This window comes from Lacisediminimonas sp. (assembly GCF_030645335.1).
Lineage (GTDB): Bacteria > Pseudomonadota > Gammaproteobacteria > Burkholderiales > Burkholderiaceae_D > Lacisediminimonas.
The window spans coordinates 1-18,359 of sequence record NZ_JAUSNH010000243.1 but is presented as its reverse complement, the minus strand read 5'-3'; the positions used below and the strand labels follow the sequence as shown (position 1 = coordinate 18,359).

Here is an 18,359-nt window from a genome sequence, read left to right as displayed (position 1 = left end):
GCCGGCGGCCTGGGTGTCGGGCTGGTATCCCGCCATGCGCTGCATGGGCTTCGCAAGGAACATGGGGTCCATGTGATCGATATTGAAGGATTTCCCTTGCCCTCCGCCTGGCATATCGTCCACCCTGCGAGCAAGAAGCTTTCGCCAGTGGCCCTCGCGTTCAAACAGCACGTGCTCAAAGAGATCGGCCGGCGCAAAAGCAATCAATTCCCTGTTTGAGGGTCGACGAGTATTGCACATCGCCGCGCCACGAACGCTGTACAAAGCAGACTTCCACGATAGAGCTTTTCTTACTAAAGCTCATACTGACCTTTATTCGTGCGATAGCGAACAGATTAACCTTGCTGCGCCGAGTAAATTAAGAGCTCGGATAAGAACACTTGCGACCTGTCATCACAAGAGTCGAAATTACTGAGCCAGCCAGGAAACCGACATTCTGCATTGGGAGTACGATGGAACTATTTTGCCAGCGAATGGCTCACTGCCATTCGAAAGCAGGTCGAAGTGGATAAGCTCATCACACCGCAAAACAGGTACGTCGCCACGTTCCCCATCGTGGGGATCGGCGCATCGGCAGGAGGCCTGGAAGCGATTTCCGAGCTGATCGCCAAGATGCCGGCCGCCTGCGGCATGGCATTCCTGATCGTGCAGCATCTCGATCCGCAGCGCGCCAGCTTGTTGGTCAATATCCTGACAAGCCGCACCGCCCTCGCTGGCAGCGAGGCGATCGAAGGGATCACCGTCGAGGTGAATCACATCTACGTGATTCCGCCCAATACCAGCATGTCGATCGAACGCGGCCGCCTGAAGCTGGCGGCGCGAAGCAAGGCACTCGGGCCACCCACCCCCATCGACGACCTGCTTGAATCGCTGGCCGAGGACCAGGGGTCAAACAGCATCGGCGTGATCCTGTCGGGCAGCGGCTCGGATGGCGCGGTCGGTCTGCAAACTTTGCACAATGTCGGCGCCATCACTTTCGCGCAGGATGAGTCGGCCAAATACCCCAGCATGCCGCGCACGGTCCGGGAACTGGGTTGCGTCGATCTGGTCCTGCCGCCTGCTGGCATTGCCGACGAGCTGCTGCGCATTGCCTCCCACCCTTATCTTTCATCCGGCAACCCGACGCTCGGCAAGCAGGATCCGTAAATCGATGAGGACAATCTGCACCAGCTGTTTCAGCTATTGAAACAAGAGTGCAATATCGACTTCAGCAATTACAAGCGCGGGACCATCTACCGGCGCGTAGCGCGTCGTCTGGCGCTGCGCAATATCGAGTCGGTGAACCAGTACATCGCGATCCTTGAAAAGGAGCCCGGCGAAATCCAGGCACTGTGCCGCGATCTCCTGATCCGCTTCACCGAGTTCTTCCGGGATCCGGAGACCTTCGCCTTCCTGGCGGAATCCGTGTTCAGCCGCTTCGCCGAGGCGGGCGGCCCCGATGACCCGATCCGGATCTGGGTCGCAGGCTGCGCCAGCGGCGAAGAAGTGTATTCGCTTGCCATTGCCCTGCTGGAATACCTCGGAGCGCATTCGATACACCGCGCGATCCAGATTTTCGGTACCGACGTCAGCGAGGACGCACTGGAGCTGGCACGCGCCGGACGCTACATCGAAAATATTGCCCGCAATGTGTCTCCAGAGCGGCTTGCGCAGTTCTTCGTGCGCGAAAATGATTATTACCGGGTCTCCCGCGCCGTGCGTGACTGCTGCACCTTCGCGCAACAGAATGTGGCGCACGATCCGCCCTTTTCGCGCATGGACCTGATCACCTGCCGCAACCTGCTGATCTACCTTGACCCCTCGTTGCAGCGCCGGGTGATCCCCTTGCTGCACTACGCGCTCAAGCCGCAGGGCGTGCTGATGCTCGGCCTGTCGGAATCAATCGGCAGCGCTTCTGAACTGTTTGCGCCGATCGGTGACCAGCGCCACAAGCTGTTTGCCAAAAAAGTGCTGCACGGCCGTGCCCATCCGATGCCGTCACTGGACTTCAAGCCGAGCAGTCCACGCAACACCCGGGCGCCGGGTGCCAACCAACCCAGCGCGGATGAGCGTTTCCGCAAGCAGGTCGACCGCGTCGCGCTGGAAGAATATGCGCCGCCAGCGGTGCTGTGCGATGAGGAAATGAACGTGCTGGAGTTTCGCGGCGATACCAGCGCCTTCCTGTCCAATCGCGCCGGCGCACCGACTACCCAATTGCGCAATCTGGTCCGCCCTGGCCTGGTGGTCGCGATCGCCGAATGCATCCAGCAGGCGCGTGAGCAGAATGCAAGGGCACGCAAAGATAACCTGCGGGTGGAAACGCCCGATGGCGTGTGCAACGCCGGCATACGCGTGGTGCCGGTCCCGCCAACGCAGGGCGAAAGCCAATGGTTCCTGGTCTTTTTCGAGGGCGCACAGCCGACGTCAACGTCAGCCCCGGCGGCGCGCTCCGGCCTGTGGGAATCCCTGAAAACGGCAGTCGGCGGCAATAACCATCAAAGCGCATTGGCGGAGTTGCAATCCAGTACGCAGTCCGAGATTGATCGGCTTACCGACGAGCTGCGCGCCACACGCGCGCATATGTCCATGATCGTGGGCGAACACGAATCCGCCATCCAGGACCTGAAATCCTCGGAAGAGGAAATGCTTTCCAGTAATGAGGAATACCAGAGCACGAACGAGGAGCTCGAAACCGCCAAGGAGGAACTGCAGTCGCTCAATGAAGAACTGTCGACCACCAACGACGAACTGGGCTACCGCAATCGCGAACTCAACGGAATGAACGACCAGGTGAGCGAGGCCCGCGACTACGCAAACGCGATCATCGAAACCACATCCGAGCCGATGCTGGTCCTCCACAGCGACTTCCGTGTGGCGCGCGCCAACCACGCATTCTACGAATTCTTTCAAGCCACACCGGCAGATGTCCTGAGGCTGCGCTTTTTCGATCTTGGCAACGGCCAGTGGGACCAGCCTGTACTGCGCGAACTGCTTCACGACCTGTCGCCACAGCGCAGCCGTGTGAAAGATCATGAGATTTCGGCGGTGTTCCCGAAAATCGGTGCGCGCACCATTGTCCTGAATGCTGTGCATCTGGCCTGGACTGAACACCCGATGATCTTGTTGACGATGCGGGATGTGACGGAACGGCAGAATGCGATGGACATGCTGCGCACGACCGACCGCCAGAAAGACGAGTTTCTGGCGATGCTGGGCCACGAACTGCGCAATCCCCTGGCCGCCATGCGCAATGCACTGGAGCTCTGGCAGGTCAGCAACAAGGACAAGAAAGTACAACGTGAGGTGGTCGCGGTCTTTGAACGGCAGGTCAACAACCAGGTCCGTCTGGTCGAGGATCTGCTGGACGTTTCGCGCATCACGCGCGGCGTCTTCGAACTGCAGACCCAGCATCTGGACCTGGCGAAAGTCGTCAAGTACGCGTATGAGAGTGCGCTGCCGCAAATTCAGGAAAAGCAGGTACTCGTCAACCTGACGCTCCCATTGCAACCGATGCTGATCAACGGCGATCCGATGCGTCTTGAGCAGGTCGTGCTGAATGTTCTCGGAAACGCGGTGAAATATACCCCGGGCGGAGGCCGCATCGAAGTCAGGCTGGCGCGTGAAGCAGACCAAGCCATCCTGACCGTATCGGATACCGGGATCGGCCTGAGCGCTGAATTTTTACCGGAAATCTTTGATATTTTTGTGCAGGGCCAGCGTACTGCCGACAAGAATATCGCGGGAATGGGTATCGGGCTCGCGCTGGTGCGGCGTTTGGTCACCATGCACGGCGGCACCGTAGAGGCCGAGAGCGCCGGACTTGAAAAAGGCAGCACGTTTGTGATACGGCTTCCTGCGCTGCCGCTGGACACTATTTTGCACGAGGCCGCGACTGTCCTGGAAGCGGCGGCCATGAGCAAACACTGCCGTATCCTGGTGGTGGATGACAACATCGACGTTCTCAGGATGAGTGCGGAGGTGCTCGGCATCTACGGTCATGAAGTCCAGACGGCAACCGACGGCAATATTGCGCTGCAGATTGCCAACACCTTTCTGCCAGACCTGGTGCTGATGGATATTGGCCTGCCAGGCATTGACGGCTATGAAGTCTGCCGCCGCATGAGAAAGCTGCCCGGCTGGAAAAATACGGTGATTGTTGCCAATTCCGGCTACGGGCAGAATACCGACCGGCAGAAATCCAGCGATGCCGGATTCGACCATCATCTGGTCAAACCGATCAATCTTGCACAGATCAGCGGCCTGGCCAAACGATTCGGCAGCGATACAGCGACGACCGGCGTCCGGCCGGCCGCAGGCGAAGCATAGAGCCGGCAACCGGCTTGGCTGCGATGGCGCCCTGAGGATTTCCTGACGCGGGCGACCAACGCCGCGCTACGCATGGGCTTGAACCAGGCTTGCTACAAATCGCCCGGAAATCCTGAATTTTTAACTAAATGCGCGTTTTTATTAAAGTGTAGTTTCACTAAATGCGTTCAATAGTGAAGATTTCCCGCATGAACTCCAAAGAAGCGTTCGCCATCTTGGCCGTGCACGGCAGCCGCCGGGATGCATTCCCGTCCGCTGCCGCCCTCAGGCCCGGCTCACCTGCCGCATCCAGCTTTGCGCCAGAGCACGCGCCTGGCCCATCGCGATGCGGGCATTGACGTCCATCGCGTTGGTCCAAAAATAAGTGCCGGACGCCATGCTACCCAGCACCGAAATCGCCGGATTGACCCGCTGCTGCCTGTCGATGATTTTGCCACTGGCAAAGTCGAGCTTCAAACCGCCGAACGAATCGACCACCGCCATGCCACTACGCAGCAAATTCTTCAACAGGGGCAGGTCAGAAAGCGCGGCATTGTCGGAAAAGCTGGTCGCGTTGATCAGGAAGTCCGCCTCTATCGTGCCGGTCTGCCCGCCCTGCAGATGCAGCGCGAATCGCTCGCGTTCCGGCATGAATTCGATCTTGTGCAAACCGCCGGAGATGAGCAACTGCCCGGAGCGCAGCATTTTTTGCAATGTGAGCGCGTTCTCCATTGGAAAAGCAACCCGGCGCGACAGCCACAAGGGACGCAATTCGCGCTGGAACCGCACGCGGTCACCCTGTGGCAGCAAATGCCACAAGCGGTCGATCACACCGTTGAGGATATTGCCCAGCGCCTGCCATTGGCGCGGCTGTGTCGATGCGATGCGGATCTCGGCATCGATATAGTCAAGCGTGCTGGCGCACGGCTTTAGCAGGTCGAGGATGTCGGCATGGCTGGCTCCGGCCACTTGCACCTCATGCGCCAGCAACACAATCGCCTCGTCCAGCGACAGGCTTTCGCCACGCGCCTCTTTTTGCGCGATCAGTGCCTGCAGTCCGGCGGGCAAAGTGATCGGCTGGTTATGCACACCGCGCACGGTCGGCAAACGTCCGCTTCGCGAGACGCAGAAAATTTTCCCCTGATGGCCCTGCGCCGCCAGCGCAACGATGGTGTCGATCGCACTCAGGCTGGTGCCGGCAATGGCGATGCTGGCGTCGGCGGGCAAGTCGGTCGCGAAGCGCGAAACCGGATACGGGCTGTGCAGATAGCGCTGGTTTCCCTGCCAGTGCGCATAGGCTACGGCGGGCAGGTTGCCGATCGCCAGCACGATGTGATCCACCGGATGCAGCCGGCCGCCGGCGCTCACAGCCAGCGCACCGCCGCTGGCTGGCAGCACATCATCCACCACCGCGCGCACGTGCTCCACGCCAATGCCGCAGGCAGCCGCCTGGTCCAGCGCCGCCAGGTACACCGCACCCAGGTAGCGGCCAAACAGCGGCCGCGACACGAACGAATCATTCACGATCGGACGGCCGTTGAAGCGGGTGATGCCCTGTGCAGACAACCAGCGCATGAAATGCAGCTTGTCGTCGCCAAAAGCCGACATGCCGCCGGCCGTCACATTCAGCAGGTTGCTGTCGAGGTCGGCCGCATACGCGCCGCCGGGCCCAACCTGCGCTTGCGGTTCGAAGATGAGGATCCTTGGCGGCGCGCCATCAACTGGCGCAGGATCGGCGCCCAGCGCCTGGATCAACTGACAGAAATAGGAGACGCCGACCGAGCCGCCTCCAATGATTGCCAGTGTTAGTCTGTGCGCCATTCCTGCCTCGCTCAGGTCCGTGTGGTCGACTTGATGACGCGCGCCCATTTTTCCACTTCACCCTTGATCAGCGCATCCGTCTCTTCCGGTGTCGAGGTCTTCAGCTCGGCGCCCTGCTTTTGCATCGTCGCCATCGCCGATGGCGTGCGCCCGATTGCCTGCATTTCCATCGACAGCTTGTCGATCACGTCCTTGGGCGTTCCGCGCGGCGCCAGCACGCCGTACAAGGTGCTGACCGAAAATCCTTTGACACCCAGCTCATCGAGCGTGGCGATCTGGGGCAACAAGGGACTGCGGCTGCTGCTGGTGACGGCAAGTATCTTGAGCCGGCCACCGCCAACTTGCGCGGCCAGCGCCGGCAGCGTCTCAAATACCAGGTCGATCTGTCCGCCCATCAGGTCATTGACTGCCGGGCCGCTGCCCTTGTAAGGGACGTGCACCAGCCTGGTGCCTGTGGCTTGCTGGAAGTATTCGCCCGTCAGGTGCTGGGTCGATCCGTCGCCGGCAGAGCCGAACGACAGCGAACCGGGCTTGCTCTTCAACAGCGCCAGCAGTTCAGCCAGCGAGTTGACCGGCAAGGTGGCGCGCACGGCAATCGCCAATGGGACGCTGCTGCCCATGGAAACGCCGGTGAATGCCGTGGCGAGGTTGTAAGGCGATTTTTTTTCCGGAAGGCTGGCGTGGATTGCCAGGCTACCGATCGCCCCGAACAAAACCGTGTAGCCGTCAGCCGGCGATTTCGATACCAGCTCGGCGCCGATTTCGCCACCAGCGCCAGCCTTGTTGTCGATCAAAAAAGTCTGTCCGAGCTTTTGCTGCAGTAACTGGGCATACAAGCGCGCCGTGATATCGGTGGCGCCGCCTGGCGGGTAAGGAACAACAACGCGCACTGGCTTGGCCGGCCAGCTTTGGGAGAACGCCGGGCCCATCGCCAGCATCCCGGTCACGCCGGCCAGTGTCTTGAGTACGGTCCGTCTTGTTGCCGTGCTGCCTGTTGCTGTCGTTTTTGTTGCGGCCATGCTTGTCCCCTTGTCGTATGACGGTAAATACCCTGGCGCTTTCGAACGGATGTCCATGAGCACGCTTCTTGTTTTGCACAACTCTTCCCGACACAAAATTTCCTACAATGTAGGATTCATTTCCCAAAATTTGTTGACAATAGTGGATCTGAAAGCTAGGCTTTGTCAAGGCGATTGCGGAAATCACGCGCGCCTTGATCTCGTCGCAGCTGTGCAAGGGCTATCAATGGATAAGACGCTACTGAAGGGTTTGTCGCTGCTGGAGGAGCTGGCACAGCTGGATGGCGCGCATCCGACCATCGAGCAGCTGGCAGAGCGCGTCGGGCTCACGCGCAGCAATACCCATCGCACATTGCAGACACTGGTGCATGCCGGATTCGTGGAGCGTGATCCTGTGAATGGCGGCTATTGCACCACCATGAAATTGTTCGCGCTTGGCGTGCGCCAGATCAACCGGCTCGATCTGCGCAAGATTGCGCAGCCGCAAATGGCCATGCTGGCCAGGCAGTCCGGCGAGACCGTGCACCTGTCCGTGCTGGACAACCTGGATGTGATCTATATCGACAAGATCGACAGCGTGCAGCCGATCCATGCCTACTCGATCGTGGGCGGCCGTGCGCCGGCCTATGCCGTTGCGACCGGCAAGGCATTATTGGCCGCCGAGGGCGATGCCTGCCTGGCCCGGCTGCCGGGACAATTGAAGTCCTACACGAGCAGCACGGTGACCGACCTGGCGGTATTGGAAAAAGAATTGAAGAAAGCCGCGAAGAACGGTTACGCCATCAACCGCGGTGAGTGGCGCAACGGTGTCGGCGGCCTGGCCTCGCCGGTGTTCAACGGCCTGCAACGGCCGATTGCAGCATTGGGCATTTCCGGACCGACCGAGCGCCTGACGCTTGCGCGCATGCGCGAACTGGCGCCGATGGTGGTCGAGGCCGCCCGGCAGGTTTCACAAGGCATGGGTTACCAGCCTGCCTGAGCGCACGCTGCAGCCCATGCAGGAATTGATTGATTGATTTATCCGTACCGACTGGAGTTTTCATGTTGAAAAATTTGCCGCTTGATGGTGTGCGTGTGATCGAGATTTGCAACGTTGCAGCCGGCCCCTATTGCGGGATGCTGCTGGCCGACATGGGCGCCGACGTGATCAAGGTGGAGCATCCGGACGGCGGCGACACCCTGCGCAGCTGGCCACCGATCAGCGAGGGCTTCAGCGAGAATTTTGCCTCGCTCAATCGCAACAAGCGCTCGGTCACGCTGAACCTGAAAGTGGCGGACGATATCGTCATGCTCAAAAAGCTGATCGCCGACGCCGATGTGCTGCTGGAGAACAATCGCCCCGGTGTGATGGACCGGCTCGGCATCGGCTACACGCAATGCGCCGCCATCAACCCGAAGCTGGTCTACTGCTCCATCTCGGCCTATGGCCAGACCGGGCCGCGCTCACAGGAAGGCGGATTCGACCTGACCATCCAGGCCATGAGCGGCATCATGAGCGTCACTGGCGAAGCCGGCGGCGAACCCGTCAAATGCGGCGTGCCGCTGGCAGACTTTTCTTCCGGCCTGTACGGCGCATTCGCCATCGTATCGGCCTTGCGCACGGCAGAAGCGACCGGCAGCGGCGACCATCTGGACATACCGATGCTGGGCGCCACATTGGGTATCGCTGCGCTGCAAACCTCGGAATATTTCGGCAGCGGACGCGATCCGGTGGCGCTGGGTTCTGCCCATCCGCGCAATGCGCCCTACCGTGTGTTCCGCAGCCAGGATGGCCGCTTTAGCCTGGCCGCCGGCAATAACGCGCTGTGGAAGGCGACCTGCGAAGTGGTCGGCCGGCTCGACCTGCTGCAGGACGAGCGCTTCCAGACGCCGACTACGCGGGCAAAATTCCAGGCCGATTTGCTGCCGATCCTGGAACAGGAATTTGCGCGCGCCACCTCGGCGCAATGGCTGGCGCTTTTCGAAGCGGCCGGCGTGCCGTCGGCGCCAATCAACAGCTATTCCGAAGTACTGCAAGACCAGCAGGTCCGGCATATGGAATGGGTGCAGCCACTGGAATTGCCCAACGGCGTCAAGACCCGTACTTTCATTTCACCGATCCGCATCTCCGGCGAGAACCTGCCCGTGACCAAGGCGCCGCCTGCGCTGGGCCAGCACAATGACGAAATCCTCGGCAAGTACCGCCGCGCGCCATAGCCGCCAGTGATGCAGGCACCGATGACGCCAGCACCACCGCACAACGACAAGACCAACACGAAAGGCCAGCCATGAACATGATCGAGTCCACCAGCCCATCCCTGAGCATTTCGCGCGACGACAGCACGTGGACCTTCACCTTGAATCGTCCCGACAAGCGCAACGCCCTGTCGGGCGACCTGATCGATGCGCTGTATGACGGCGTGTTGCTGGCCCATGCACAGCAGGCCAGCCTGCTGGTGTTCCGCGGCGCCGGCAAGAACTTCAGCGCCGGCTTTGATTTTTCCGACCTGGACACACAAAGCGAGGGCGACCTGGTGCTGCGCATGGTGCGCATTGAAATGCTGCTGCAGGAAATTGCCGCATCCCCTTGCATGACGATCGCGCTGGCGCATGGCAAGAATTTCGGCGCCGGCGCGGATATCTTTGCCGTGTGCAAGCGCCGGGTGGCGACGCCCGATGCCAGCTTCCGCATGCCGGGACTGAAGTTCGGGCTGGTGCTGGGCACCCGTCGTTTTGGCGAGCTGGTCGGCCGCGACAATGCCCGCGCGATTCTCGAAGAGACCCGCAATTTCGACGCCAGCGAGGCGCTGCGCATCGGCTTCGTCAGTGCACTGTGCGCCAGCGACAAGTGGGACGACGCCATTGCATCGGCCCTGGCCGCCGCCGGTGTGCTGGACGAGCATAGCCGCGCCCAGCTGTACCATGCACTCGGTTCACGCACCCAAAGCGAGGAGATGGCGCTGCTGGTGCGCTCAGCCGCCCGCCCCGGACTCAAGCAGCGCGTGGCGCGCTACCTGGCCGCAGCCTGACCTGATCGATGCCTGTTCGGCGGGCCACAACAAACACTCAAGGAGATTCGCGATGTCATCAGGATTTGCCGGCAACGACAAGCAGCTCACGCTCAAGGCGCTGGTTGCGCGCATTCCGGACGGCGCCTCGCTGGCGCTGGGCGGCAGTTTCTTGCACCGCGGTCCGTTTGCGGTGGTGCGCGAACTGATCCGTCAAAAGAAGACCGGGCTGGAGATCATCAAGCAGTCACCCGGCTACGACATCGATATCCTGTGCCGGGCTGGCGCGGTGCGCAAAGTGCGCGCCGGCATCGTCGCCATGGAAGGCAACTTCGGTCTCGCCCCCTGGTATCGCAAGGCAATCGAAAAGGGCGAGGCGCAACTGGAAGAACATGCCTGCGCCAGCCTGACCGCCGGCCTGCGCGCGGCCGCATTCGGCGTGCCCTTCCAACCCTGCGGCGGCCTGCACGGCAGCGACCTGCCGGCGCTCAATGGCTGGAAATGCCTGGACGATCCCTACGGCCAAGGCGATCCGGTCTACGTGATCCCCGCCATCACGCCGGACTTCGCGGTCATCCATGCGTCTGCCATCGACCAGCTCGGCAATGTCTGGGTGGCCGGCACATCACACTGGGACCGCATCATGAGCCGCGCCGCCAAAAGCGTGCTGGTGCTGGCCGAGGAACTGGTCGATACCGAAAAATTCAAGGCCTCACCGGAGGCAACGCTGGTGCCGCACTTCATGGTCGAGGCTTTCACCATCATGCCCGGCGGCGCCTGGCCGGGCTCTGCCTGGCCGCGCTACAAGATCGACTACCCGGCAGTGGAAAGCTATTTGCTGCCCGGCGACGAGGCACTGGAAAACCACATGGCGGCTGCGCCAGAATTGAAAGAGGCGACTTATGGCTGATCAATGGTCCGGCTTTAGCTACATCGTGACAAACCTGGCGCGTTTCATCCGCCCCAATGAAATCACCTTCAGCGGCGTCAACTCCACCATGCCGATGCTGGCCTGCCTGCTGGCCAAAAAGGCCTACGACTGGCCGTTCACGTATATCAACGTGGCGGGCGGCGTCGACCCTTCACCGTCGCACATTCCGCTATCGAGCTCGGATCCGATCCTGGCCGAACATTCGGCATCGATCTTTGCGAACGAAGACTTCTATGACCTGTGCACCCGTGGCCGCATGGACCTGACCTTTCTCGGCGCGGCGCAAATCGATGGCGAAGGTTGCGCCAACAATTCCGTAATCGGCGACTGGCACAATCCCAAGGTGCGCTTGCCCGGCGGCGGCGGTGGCGCAGTCATGTTGCCGACCGCGCGCCGCGCTTGTACCTGGCGTACCGAGCACAGCCGCCGCACGCTGGTGGAGAAGCTGGACTTCCGTACCTCGTGGGGCGGCTTCCATGGCGTGGTGACGCCGATTGCGGTGTTCATCAAGCGTGACGACCGGCTGGCGCTGGCGTCCTGGCATCCGGAGTCCAGCCTGGCTGAAGTGCAGCAGCGGACCGGTTTCGCATTTGACGCCAGTACCGCGGCGCCCACAGAATTGCCGACCGAACGCGAACGCGCGGCACTGGCCGCGCTTGATGTGCATGGCCAGTTCGAGAGCGATGCCAAAGTCAGCCTGCGCTAGATCGACACACCCGGCGCGATCGCTGCCGGCGACGCCCGGACCATAGAGCCCACATGAGCACATCATTCACTACCCTGGTAGCCGCATTCCATGACGCGTGGCAGCAGCCGTCAATCACGGACACGGTGGCGATGCTCGACGCCGACTCGTCCTATACTTATGCCGAGCTGTACACCGAGATCGGCCAGTTGGCCGGTCGTCTGCGCGCCGCCGGCGTCGGGCATGGTGACCGGGTGGCGCTGGCAACAGCGCGCTCGCTGCAATCGGCCAAGGCCATCCTGGCGCTGCTGGCGGCAGGCGCATGCCCATGCCCGCTGGAACCCAAGCTCGGTCGCGACGAGGTGCTGCGGCGGGTACGGATGACCGGCATCAGCTGGCTGCTGGCCGACGCCGAACACAGCGGCGAAGCCGCCCTGCAGGAACTGCCACAAGTCAGCTCGCTGCAACTGGAAAGCCTGCCGGCAGCGCCGGCATACTGGGCGCTCGACATCTCCCCGGAGAGCGCCGGCCTGATGCTGTTCACGTCGGGCAGCAGCGGCAAGCCCAAGGGCGTGCTGCTGAGCCATCGGGGACTGCTGGCCAACACGCTGGGGGTCAGCAGCCATACCGCACTGGCGCCACAAGACCGGCTACTGCATGTAATGCCGCTGTATCACACCAATGGCGTCAACAATCAGCTGTTCGCCCCGCTCCTGGCCGGCGCATCGGTCGCGCTGGCGAGCCGATTCCGCGCTGAAGACATGCCGGCGCTGGTTGCGCGCTATCGACCCAGCATCATCACCGGAGTGCCGACCATGTATGCGCGCATGCTGGAGGCGAACTTTTCAGCGGAAAGCCTGGAGAACCTGCGCATGCTGCGCTGCGGATCGGCGCCCATCACCGAAGAGTTGCACCGCAAGATCGAAGCAAAATTCGAACGTCCGCTGGTGGTCTCGTATGGACTGTCGGAAGTGACCTGCACATCGACCATGAACCCGCCATCGGCGCGCAGGATCGGTTCGGTCGGCACGGTACTGGCCGGACAGGTGATTGTCCTGGAGCGGGCCGACAAGACAGCGGCCAGCCGGCCTGGTGAAGAGGGCGAGATCTGCATTGGCGGACCCGGGCTGATGCTCGGATACCTGGAGGAAGACGCTCCCGGCACGCCGCGGCCGGTCACAGACGGCGTGCTGCGCACCGGCGACATCGGCCGCTTCGACAGCGAGGGCTATCTTTACATTACCGGACGGATCAAGGATGTGATCATCCGCGGCGGCGAGAACCTGTCGCCAAACCTGATCGAGAGTGTGCTGTGTGAGGTGCCCGGGGTAGCCCAATGCAGCGTGGTCGGCGGCCCGCACGCCGACCTGGGCGAAGTGCCGGTGGCGTTCGTGGTGCGCCAGCGTTCCGACGCCGGTACGGCACTGGATGCAAGCCAGCTTGGCGACGCGGTGCAAAAGGCGCTGTCACGGATCCATCGGCCAACGGCATTTTTCTTTGTCGATGCCTTGCCGGAAAATGCAGTCGGCAAGATTGACAAGAAAAAACTGGTGCTGATGTTGCAGGCGTTCTCCCCGTCCTAGTCAGCGTACCGCTGGCATTCGACCCTGAACGCCCTTTGTGCGTGCTGTCCGGTGCCAGCGACATCCATGAAGCAAGGACGGCTAATGTTTCGTGCCGCGCTGCTTTCCCCGCCGCCACAACAGATTCAGCAAGGGCTTGACGCTGATGCCGTGCAACACGATCGACATCGTAATGACCACCAGGGTCAACTGGATCAGGTCACGCGCCAGGTCCTGTGGCAAGCCATGCTGTATGGCGTACATCAGGTAATAAATCGACCCGATTCCCCTTACGCCAAACCAGCCGGCAATGCCGGTCAGCCGCCAGCTTGTCGATGTGCCGATCAAGCCAATGACGACACTGAGCGGACGGGCAATGAAAAACAGGAAGAGCGCCAAGCCCACGGTGCGCCAGTTCCAGAAATCCGGCGCGATCATGCCGCCCAGCAGCAGCACCAGCATTAATTCCGACAGCCGCTCCAGGTGCTCCTTGAATATCAATGCCTCTGCGCTGACGATCGGCGGCGGAAGTGGCTCCGGCGCAACGGCCAGGTCGATCGGCTTTTCGGCCTCGGCATTGCGCTGCCCGGGCTTGATGCCAGCCTCTCGCGCCAGCTTCAGTTCAGTCTGGCGCAGCGCAACGGCGGCGAAAAATACGGCCAAAAATCCCCAGGCATTCAGCGAAATGCTCAGTCCATACACGATGGCGATCAATCCCAGCCCGACCAGGTCGTCGAGAATGTCGTGCTGGCGCTCGGGCCTGCGCAATGCCCATACGGCGCGGCCAATGGCTGCGCCGCCAATCACGCCAATCGCAATGGCAGCACTGGTGGCCCACAGCACGTCGACCAGGACCCAGCGCCATCCCATCTCACCCAGCCCATGCAAGCCCAGCAAGCCCAGGCCCAGCATGACGAACGGAAATGCCGTGCCGTCGTTCATGCCGGCTTCGGAAGTCAGCGTAAAGCGAAGCTGGTCATTGTCGCCCGGATGTCGTGACTGGACGTCAGTGGCCAGCACCGGATCGGTTGGCGCCAGCACTGCGCCAAGCAAGATACCGGCGCCCAAGGGCAAGCCTAGGACAAACCAGGAAAACGCCGCTACCAGGGCAACCGTCACGGTCATCGACACCCAGGCCAGCCGCAAGGGCGCACGCCAGCGCGGATAAACAACCGGCACCGGCATTTTCACGCCAGCCGAAAACAAGGAAATCAGTACCGCAATTTCGGTCAGCAATTCCAGTAGCGCAGACTGCCGGAATGGGTCGAAATAGAAAAAATTCAGGACGCTGGGTCCGAGAATCATGCCGACACCGAGATAAACGATGGCGGAAGTGAATGGCAGCTTTTTCAAAGCCGTGCTCGTCAGGCCGCGCGCCAGCATCAGCACACCGACCAGCAGGAACCATTGTGCTGTCGTCATTGCGCTCACACTGGATTGGTCGAAGCCATGGGACAAGCAAAGAAACGCTTTGTTGCATCCTTGTCAAAAGGCGCATGGACCAGCACGTCCTGCTTGCGGATTGCTACGGGTATAGCCCCCGAGCCGTCAGGCTTCACGCGCGCGCCGGATACAAGTATCCCTATGAAGGCGGTCGAAGCACGCATTTCGATCCTGACATCGTGGATGCCTTTCTTGCCATACATGTGCAATTCCGGGAAATTTCCGGTCGCTTCCCGGACGGGGTCGAGCCGCAGTAAGCGCGGGATGTTGCAACAAGGCGACGTCGCCGGACCGGCGGCGCCCCGGCCTTGCATGGTATCCTTGGCCACTCTGCGCCCCCGGCTTTCCTGATGCAGGATTGCTGTTGCAGCCTTCATTTTACCGGCACGGCCGGTGCGCCTTTCCTGAGTGGGTCGCCCATGCGAATCGTCCGATTCCTTTGTTTTCTGATGCTGGTCAACGCCGCCGTCCCGGCCTGGGCCTTCGAGCGCCCGTTCCCGCAGATTGCCAAGCGGGGCCAGTTGTCGATGGAAGACTATCCCGTCGTGACGATCGACGGCAAGACGCGCCGCCTGTCTGCCGGCGCATGGATACGCAACCAGAACAACACGATCGACATGCCGGTCAGCTTGCGCGGACAGCGTTATACCGTCAATTACACGGAAAACGCGCAGGCCGAAATCGACCGGGTGTGGATCCTCAGCCCGCAAGAAGCCAGCCGTCCGCCGCCAGCGGAACGAGAACTGCTGCCGTTCGGCGCGCCGATCAGATAATTGCCAGGCAGGCCATTACCGCACGCTTACCGACTCACTGATTGACCGGCGCGTCCCTGACGCGCATCACCGCCAGCAACAATGCAAAAAAAAGTATTCATTAAAACCTTCGGCTGCCAGATGAACGAGTACGACTCGGACAAGATGGCCGACGTACTGGGGGCCGCTGACGGCTATGTCAGGACCGATACGCCGGAAGATGCGGACATCGTGCTGCTCAACACGTGCTCGGTGCGCGAAAAAGCGCAGGAAAAAGTCTTTTCCGACCTCGGCCGGCTGCGCGAAATCAAGGAAAAGCGGCCCGGCATGATGATCGGCGTCGGCGGTTGCGTGGCTTCGCAGGAAGGCGATGCGATCATCAAGCGGGCACCGTATGTCGACCTGGTGTTCGGCCCGCAAACGCTGCACCGCCTGCCCGAACTGATGTCCCAGCGCCGCCAGACCGGCCGGGCCGCGGTCGACATCTCGTTCCCGGAAATCGAAAAATTCGACAACTTGCCACCGGCCAAGGTAGATGGCCCGAGCGCGTTCGTGTCGATCATGGAAGGTTGCAGCAAGTATTGCAGCTACTGCGTGGTGCCCTACACGCGCGGCGAGGAAGTGTCGCGCCGCTTCGAAGACGTGCTGGCCGAAGTCAGCGGCCTGGCGCTGCAAGGCGTCAAGGAAATCACGCTGCTGGGCCAGAACGTCAATGCATTCCGCGGCGCAATGGCCGACGGCGACACGGCCGACTTTGCGTTGCTGATCGAATACATCGCCGAGATCGAGGGCATCGAGCGGATTCGCTTCGTGACCAGCCATCCGAAGGAGTTTACGCAGCGCTTGATCGACGTCTATGCAAAAGTGCCCAAGCTGGTCGATCATCTGTATTTGCCGGCGCAACATGGGTCGGACCGGATCCTGTCCGCAATGAAGCGCGGCTACACCAGTCTGGAATACAAATCCATCGTGCGCCGCATGCGCGAGGTGCGCCCGAACATTGCAATTTCGTCTGACTTCATCGTCGGCTTCCCGGGCGAAACCGATGCCGATTTCGACGCGCTGATGAAAATGTTCGACGACGTCGGCTTCGACAACAGCTACAGCTTCATTTTTTCCGCACGCCCCGGCACGCCGGCGGCGAATTTGCAGGACGACACGCCGATGGCGGTCAAGCAGCAGCGCTTGCAAAGGCTGCAGGCAGCGATTGTCGCCAACACCAAAAAATACAACGAGCAAATGGTCGGCACACTCCAGCGCATCCTGGTCGAAGGCCCGTCCAAGCGCGACGCCAGCGAATTGCAGGGCCGCACGGAAAATAATCGGGTGGTGAATTTCAAGGTCGGCCCGGACGGCTCCCGCCTGATCGGCCAGCTGATCGACGTCGCCATCACCAGCACTTCCCAATTCTCGCTGCGCGGCGATGTCGTCGTGCGGCAATAAAGACCTGACACTTGAAAACCAGAGCCCTTCCTTCCGTCGATTTTGCCCCGGACCCGGTTGACAACAGCCGGCTCGCCAACCTGTGCGGCCCGATGGATGAAAACATCCGGCAGGTATCGGCCGCACTCGACGTCACCATCATCCGCCGGGCCGAAAAATTCATCGTCAACGGCACCAACGCCGAGCTTGCAGTGGACCTGATGCGCAAGTTTTATGCGCAAGCGGAGCGGCCGATCCATGTCGACGATATCCAGCTTGCCTTGGTCGAGCAGCGCGCCGCCAGTTCCTACGCGGCACTGGCCGACGACAGCGAAGAAGCCGGCAAGCTGGCGCAACGGACCGCGGAGGCGGCCGCCAGCAGCCCGGTGCTGAAGACCCGCCGCAGCGACCTGCGCGGACGCACGCCGCAACAGAACAACTACCTGCGCTCGATACTGGAACACGACATCACCTTCGGCGTCGGCCCGGCCGGCACCGGCAAGACCTACCTGGCCGTGGCTTGCGCGGTAGATGCGCTGGAGCGCGACGCGGTCAAGCGCATCGTGCTCACCCGTCCGGCGGTGGAAGCAGGCGAACGGCTGGGATTTTTGCCCGGCGACCTGGCGCAGAAAGTCGATCCCTACCTGCGGCCGCTCTATGACGCGCTGTATGACCTGATGGGTTTCGACCGCACGCAAAAGATGTTCGAAAAGCAGGCGATTGAAATCGCCCCGCTCGCCTACATGCGCGGGCGCACGCTGAACCATGCGTTCATCATCCTCGATGAGGCGCAAAACACCACGCCGGAACAAATGAAGATGCTCCTGACCCGAATTGGTTTTGGCAGCAAGGCCGTGGTCACCGGCGACGTCACGCAGATCGACTTGCAACGCAACCAGAAGAGCGGCCTGATCGATGCGTTGACGGTGCTCAAGGACGTGCGCGGCATTGCCTTTACGCACTTCACCAGCGCCGACGTGGTACGACATCCGCTGGTGGCGCGCATTGTCGACGCCTATGACGCCAGCCTGGCCAGCAAAGCCCATGGCAAGCCGTAAGCGGGGGGCGCGGCCACTGTCGCTCTTTGTGCAGTACGCCGATCCGCGGCTCAAGGAGCTGGTGCCGCGCCTGTCGGTGCGGCGCTGGGCGCGCTCGGCGCTGCTGGCGCCGGCCGAATTGACCATCCGCTTTGTCGGTGCAGAGGAAGCGCGTGCGCTCAACTTCGAATACCGCCAGCGCGACTACGCCACCAATGTCCTGACTTTTGCCTACAACGACATTGACGGCGGCCCATCGGCCGCGCCGGTCCATGCCGACATCGTGCTGTGTACCGATGTGCTGGAACGGGAGGCGGCCGAACAGGGCATCTCGGTGACAGACCATGCGGCCCACCTCATCGTTCATGGTGTGCTGCATGCACCGGGCCATGATCATGTAGAGGAAGGCGGGGCCG

At 61.5% G+C, this 18,359-nt stretch carries 17 protein-coding genes; 13 read left to right on the top strand and 4 right to left on the bottom strand.

What is annotated here, in order from left to right; all coding sequences use genetic code 11:
• The 3 genes from Q7T64_RS16650 to Q7T64_RS16640 form a co-directional block, all read left to right on the top strand.
• Window positions 1-219, top strand: a 219-nt coding sequence (locus tag Q7T64_RS16650) for a LysR substrate-binding domain-containing protein (protein ID WP_304798008.1), incomplete at its 5' end; no start/stop codon positions are given.
• A gap of 285 nt (window positions 220-504) precedes the next feature.
• Window positions 505-1,146: a chemotaxis protein CheB gene (locus Q7T64_RS16645; RefSeq protein WP_304798006.1), complete on the top strand. Its 642-nt coding sequence runs from the start codon at window positions 505-507 to the stop codon at window positions 1,144-1,146.
• On the top strand, window positions 1,147-4,305 hold the full coding sequence (locus tag Q7T64_RS16640) for a CheR family methyltransferase (RefSeq protein WP_370653354.1): 3,159 nt from the start codon (window positions 1,147-1,149) through the stop codon (window positions 4,303-4,305). It abuts the gene before it with no gap.
• Between the two features lie 264 nt (window positions 4,306-4,569).
• Here the strand turns inward: Q7T64_RS16640 and Q7T64_RS16635 are convergent, their stop codons facing one another.
• On the bottom strand, window positions 4,570-6,105 hold the full coding sequence (locus tag Q7T64_RS16635) for an FAD/NAD(P)-binding protein (RefSeq protein WP_304798003.1): 1,536 nt from the start codon (window positions 6,103-6,105) through the stop codon (window positions 4,570-4,572).
• 11 nt (window positions 6,106-6,116) lie between these two features.
• On the bottom strand, window positions 6,117-7,124 hold the full coding sequence (locus Q7T64_RS16630; protein WP_304798001.1) for a tripartite tricarboxylate transporter substrate binding protein: 1,008 nt from the start codon (window positions 7,122-7,124) through the stop codon (window positions 6,117-6,119).
• 226 nt (window positions 7,125-7,350) lie between these two features.
• On the opposite strand from Q7T64_RS16630, the gene Q7T64_RS16625 reads away from it, so the two are divergent.
• The 6 genes from Q7T64_RS16625 to Q7T64_RS16600 all read left to right on the top strand — a co-directional run bounded on the left by Q7T64_RS16625 (window position 7,351) and on the right by Q7T64_RS16600 (window position 13,310).
• The gene (locus tag Q7T64_RS16625; protein WP_304797999.1) at window positions 7,351-8,103 is read left to right on the top strand and encodes an IclR family transcriptional regulator; all 753 of its coding nucleotides are present in this window, start codon (window positions 7,351-7,353) and stop codon (window positions 8,101-8,103) included.
• A gap of 62 nt (window positions 8,104-8,165) precedes the next feature.
• On the top strand, window positions 8,166-9,320 hold the full coding sequence (locus Q7T64_RS16620; RefSeq protein ID WP_304797997.1) for a CaiB/BaiF CoA-transferase family protein: 1,155 nt from the start codon (window positions 8,166-8,168) through the stop codon (window positions 9,318-9,320).
• Between the two features lie 71 nt (window positions 9,321-9,391).
• Window positions 9,392-10,132, top strand: a complete 741-nt coding sequence (locus tag Q7T64_RS16615; protein WP_304797995.1) for an enoyl-CoA hydratase/isomerase family protein — start codon at window positions 9,392-9,394, stop codon at window positions 10,130-10,132.
• Window positions 10,133-10,184: 52 nt separating this feature from the next.
• Window positions 10,185-11,021, top strand: a complete 837-nt coding sequence (locus Q7T64_RS16610; RefSeq protein WP_304797994.1) for a CoA transferase subunit A — start codon at window positions 10,185-10,187, stop codon at window positions 11,019-11,021.
• The gene (locus Q7T64_RS16605; RefSeq protein ID WP_304797991.1) at window positions 11,014-11,748 is read left to right on the top strand and encodes a CoA-transferase subunit beta; all 735 of its coding nucleotides are present in this window, start codon (window positions 11,014-11,016) and stop codon (window positions 11,746-11,748) included. The genes Q7T64_RS16610 and Q7T64_RS16605 overlap by 8 nt, the downstream gene beginning before the upstream one ends.
• A 53-nt stretch (window positions 11,749-11,801) precedes the next feature.
• Window positions 11,802-13,310, top strand: a complete 1,509-nt coding sequence (locus tag Q7T64_RS16600) for a class I adenylate-forming enzyme family protein (RefSeq protein ID WP_304797989.1) — start codon at window positions 11,802-11,804, stop codon at window positions 13,308-13,310.
• An 81-nt stretch (window positions 13,311-13,391) separates the two neighbouring features.
• Here the strand turns inward: Q7T64_RS16600 and Q7T64_RS16595 are convergent, their stop codons facing one another.
• Both Q7T64_RS16595 and Q7T64_RS16590 read right to left on the bottom strand, forming a co-directional pair.
• Entirely contained in the window at window positions 13,392-14,711 is a 1,320-nt protein-coding gene (locus tag Q7T64_RS16595) for a sodium:proton antiporter (RefSeq protein ID WP_304797987.1), read from the bottom strand.
• Window positions 14,712-14,716: 5 nt separating this feature from the next.
• Entirely contained in the window at window positions 14,717-15,109 is a 393-nt protein-coding gene (locus tag Q7T64_RS16590; protein ID WP_304797985.1) for a hypothetical protein, read from the bottom strand.
• A gap of 42 nt (window positions 15,110-15,151) precedes the next feature.
• Here Q7T64_RS16590 and Q7T64_RS16585 point away from each other — a divergent pair, with 42 nt between their 5' ends.
• From Q7T64_RS16585 to ybeY, 4 genes are all read left to right on the top strand, one after another.
• The gene (locus Q7T64_RS16585) at window positions 15,152-15,505 is read left to right on the top strand and encodes a hypothetical protein (RefSeq protein WP_304797984.1); all 354 of its coding nucleotides are present in this window, start codon (window positions 15,152-15,154) and stop codon (window positions 15,503-15,505) included.
• Between the two features lie 81 nt (window positions 15,506-15,586).
• The gene (gene miaB, locus Q7T64_RS16580) at window positions 15,587-16,927 is read left to right on the top strand and encodes a tRNA (N6-isopentenyl adenosine(37)-C2)-methylthiotransferase MiaB (protein ID WP_304797981.1); all 1,341 of its coding nucleotides are present in this window, start codon (window positions 15,587-15,589) and stop codon (window positions 16,925-16,927) included.
• An 11-nt stretch (window positions 16,928-16,938) separates the two neighbouring features.
• On the top strand, window positions 16,939-17,964 hold the full coding sequence (locus Q7T64_RS16575; protein WP_304797979.1) for a PhoH family protein: 1,026 nt from the start codon (window positions 16,939-16,941) through the stop codon (window positions 17,962-17,964).
• A partial coding sequence (ybeY, locus tag Q7T64_RS16570) for an rRNA maturation RNase YbeY (RefSeq protein WP_304797977.1) occupies window positions 17,951-18,359 on the top strand: 409 nt, incomplete at its 3' end. The genes Q7T64_RS16575 and ybeY, both read left to right, overlap by 14 nt.

Coding starts and splice junctions, on each gene's coding strand:
- Q7T64_RS16620 (WP_304797997.1), top strand. CDS start 8,166: ATGTTGAAAAATTTGCCGCTTGATGGTGTGCGTGTGATCGAGATTTGC.
- Q7T64_RS16630 (WP_304798001.1), bottom strand. CDS start 7,124: ATGGCCGCAACAAAAACGACAGCAACAGGCAGCACGGCAACAAGACGG.
- Q7T64_RS16590 (WP_304797985.1), bottom strand. CDS start 15,109: ATGAAGGCTGCAACAGCAATCCTGCATCAGGAAAGCCGGGGGCGCAGA.
- Q7T64_RS16610 (WP_304797994.1), top strand. CDS start 10,185: ATGTCATCAGGATTTGCCGGCAACGACAAGCAGCTCACGCTCAAGGCG.
- miaB (WP_304797981.1), top strand. CDS start 15,587: ATGCAAAAAAAAGTATTCATTAAAACCTTCGGCTGCCAGATGAACGAG.
- Q7T64_RS16605 (WP_304797991.1), top strand. CDS start 11,014: ATGGCTGATCAATGGTCCGGCTTTAGCTACATCGTGACAAACCTGGCG.
- Q7T64_RS16585 (WP_304797984.1), top strand. CDS start 15,152: ATGCGAATCGTCCGATTCCTTTGTTTTCTGATGCTGGTCAACGCCGCC.
- Q7T64_RS16635 (WP_304798003.1), bottom strand. CDS start 6,105: ATGGCGCACAGACTAACACTGGCAATCATTGGAGGCGGCTCGGTCGGC.
- Q7T64_RS16595 (WP_304797987.1), bottom strand. CDS start 14,711: ATGACGACAGCACAATGGTTCCTGCTGGTCGGTGTGCTGATGCTGGCG.
- Q7T64_RS16600 (WP_304797989.1), top strand. CDS start 11,802: ATGAGCACATCATTCACTACCCTGGTAGCCGCATTCCATGACGCGTGG.
- Q7T64_RS16615 (WP_304797995.1), top strand. CDS start 9,392: ATGAACATGATCGAGTCCACCAGCCCATCCCTGAGCATTTCGCGCGAC.
- Q7T64_RS16625 (WP_304797999.1), top strand. CDS start 7,351: ATGGATAAGACGCTACTGAAGGGTTTGTCGCTGCTGGAGGAGCTGGCA.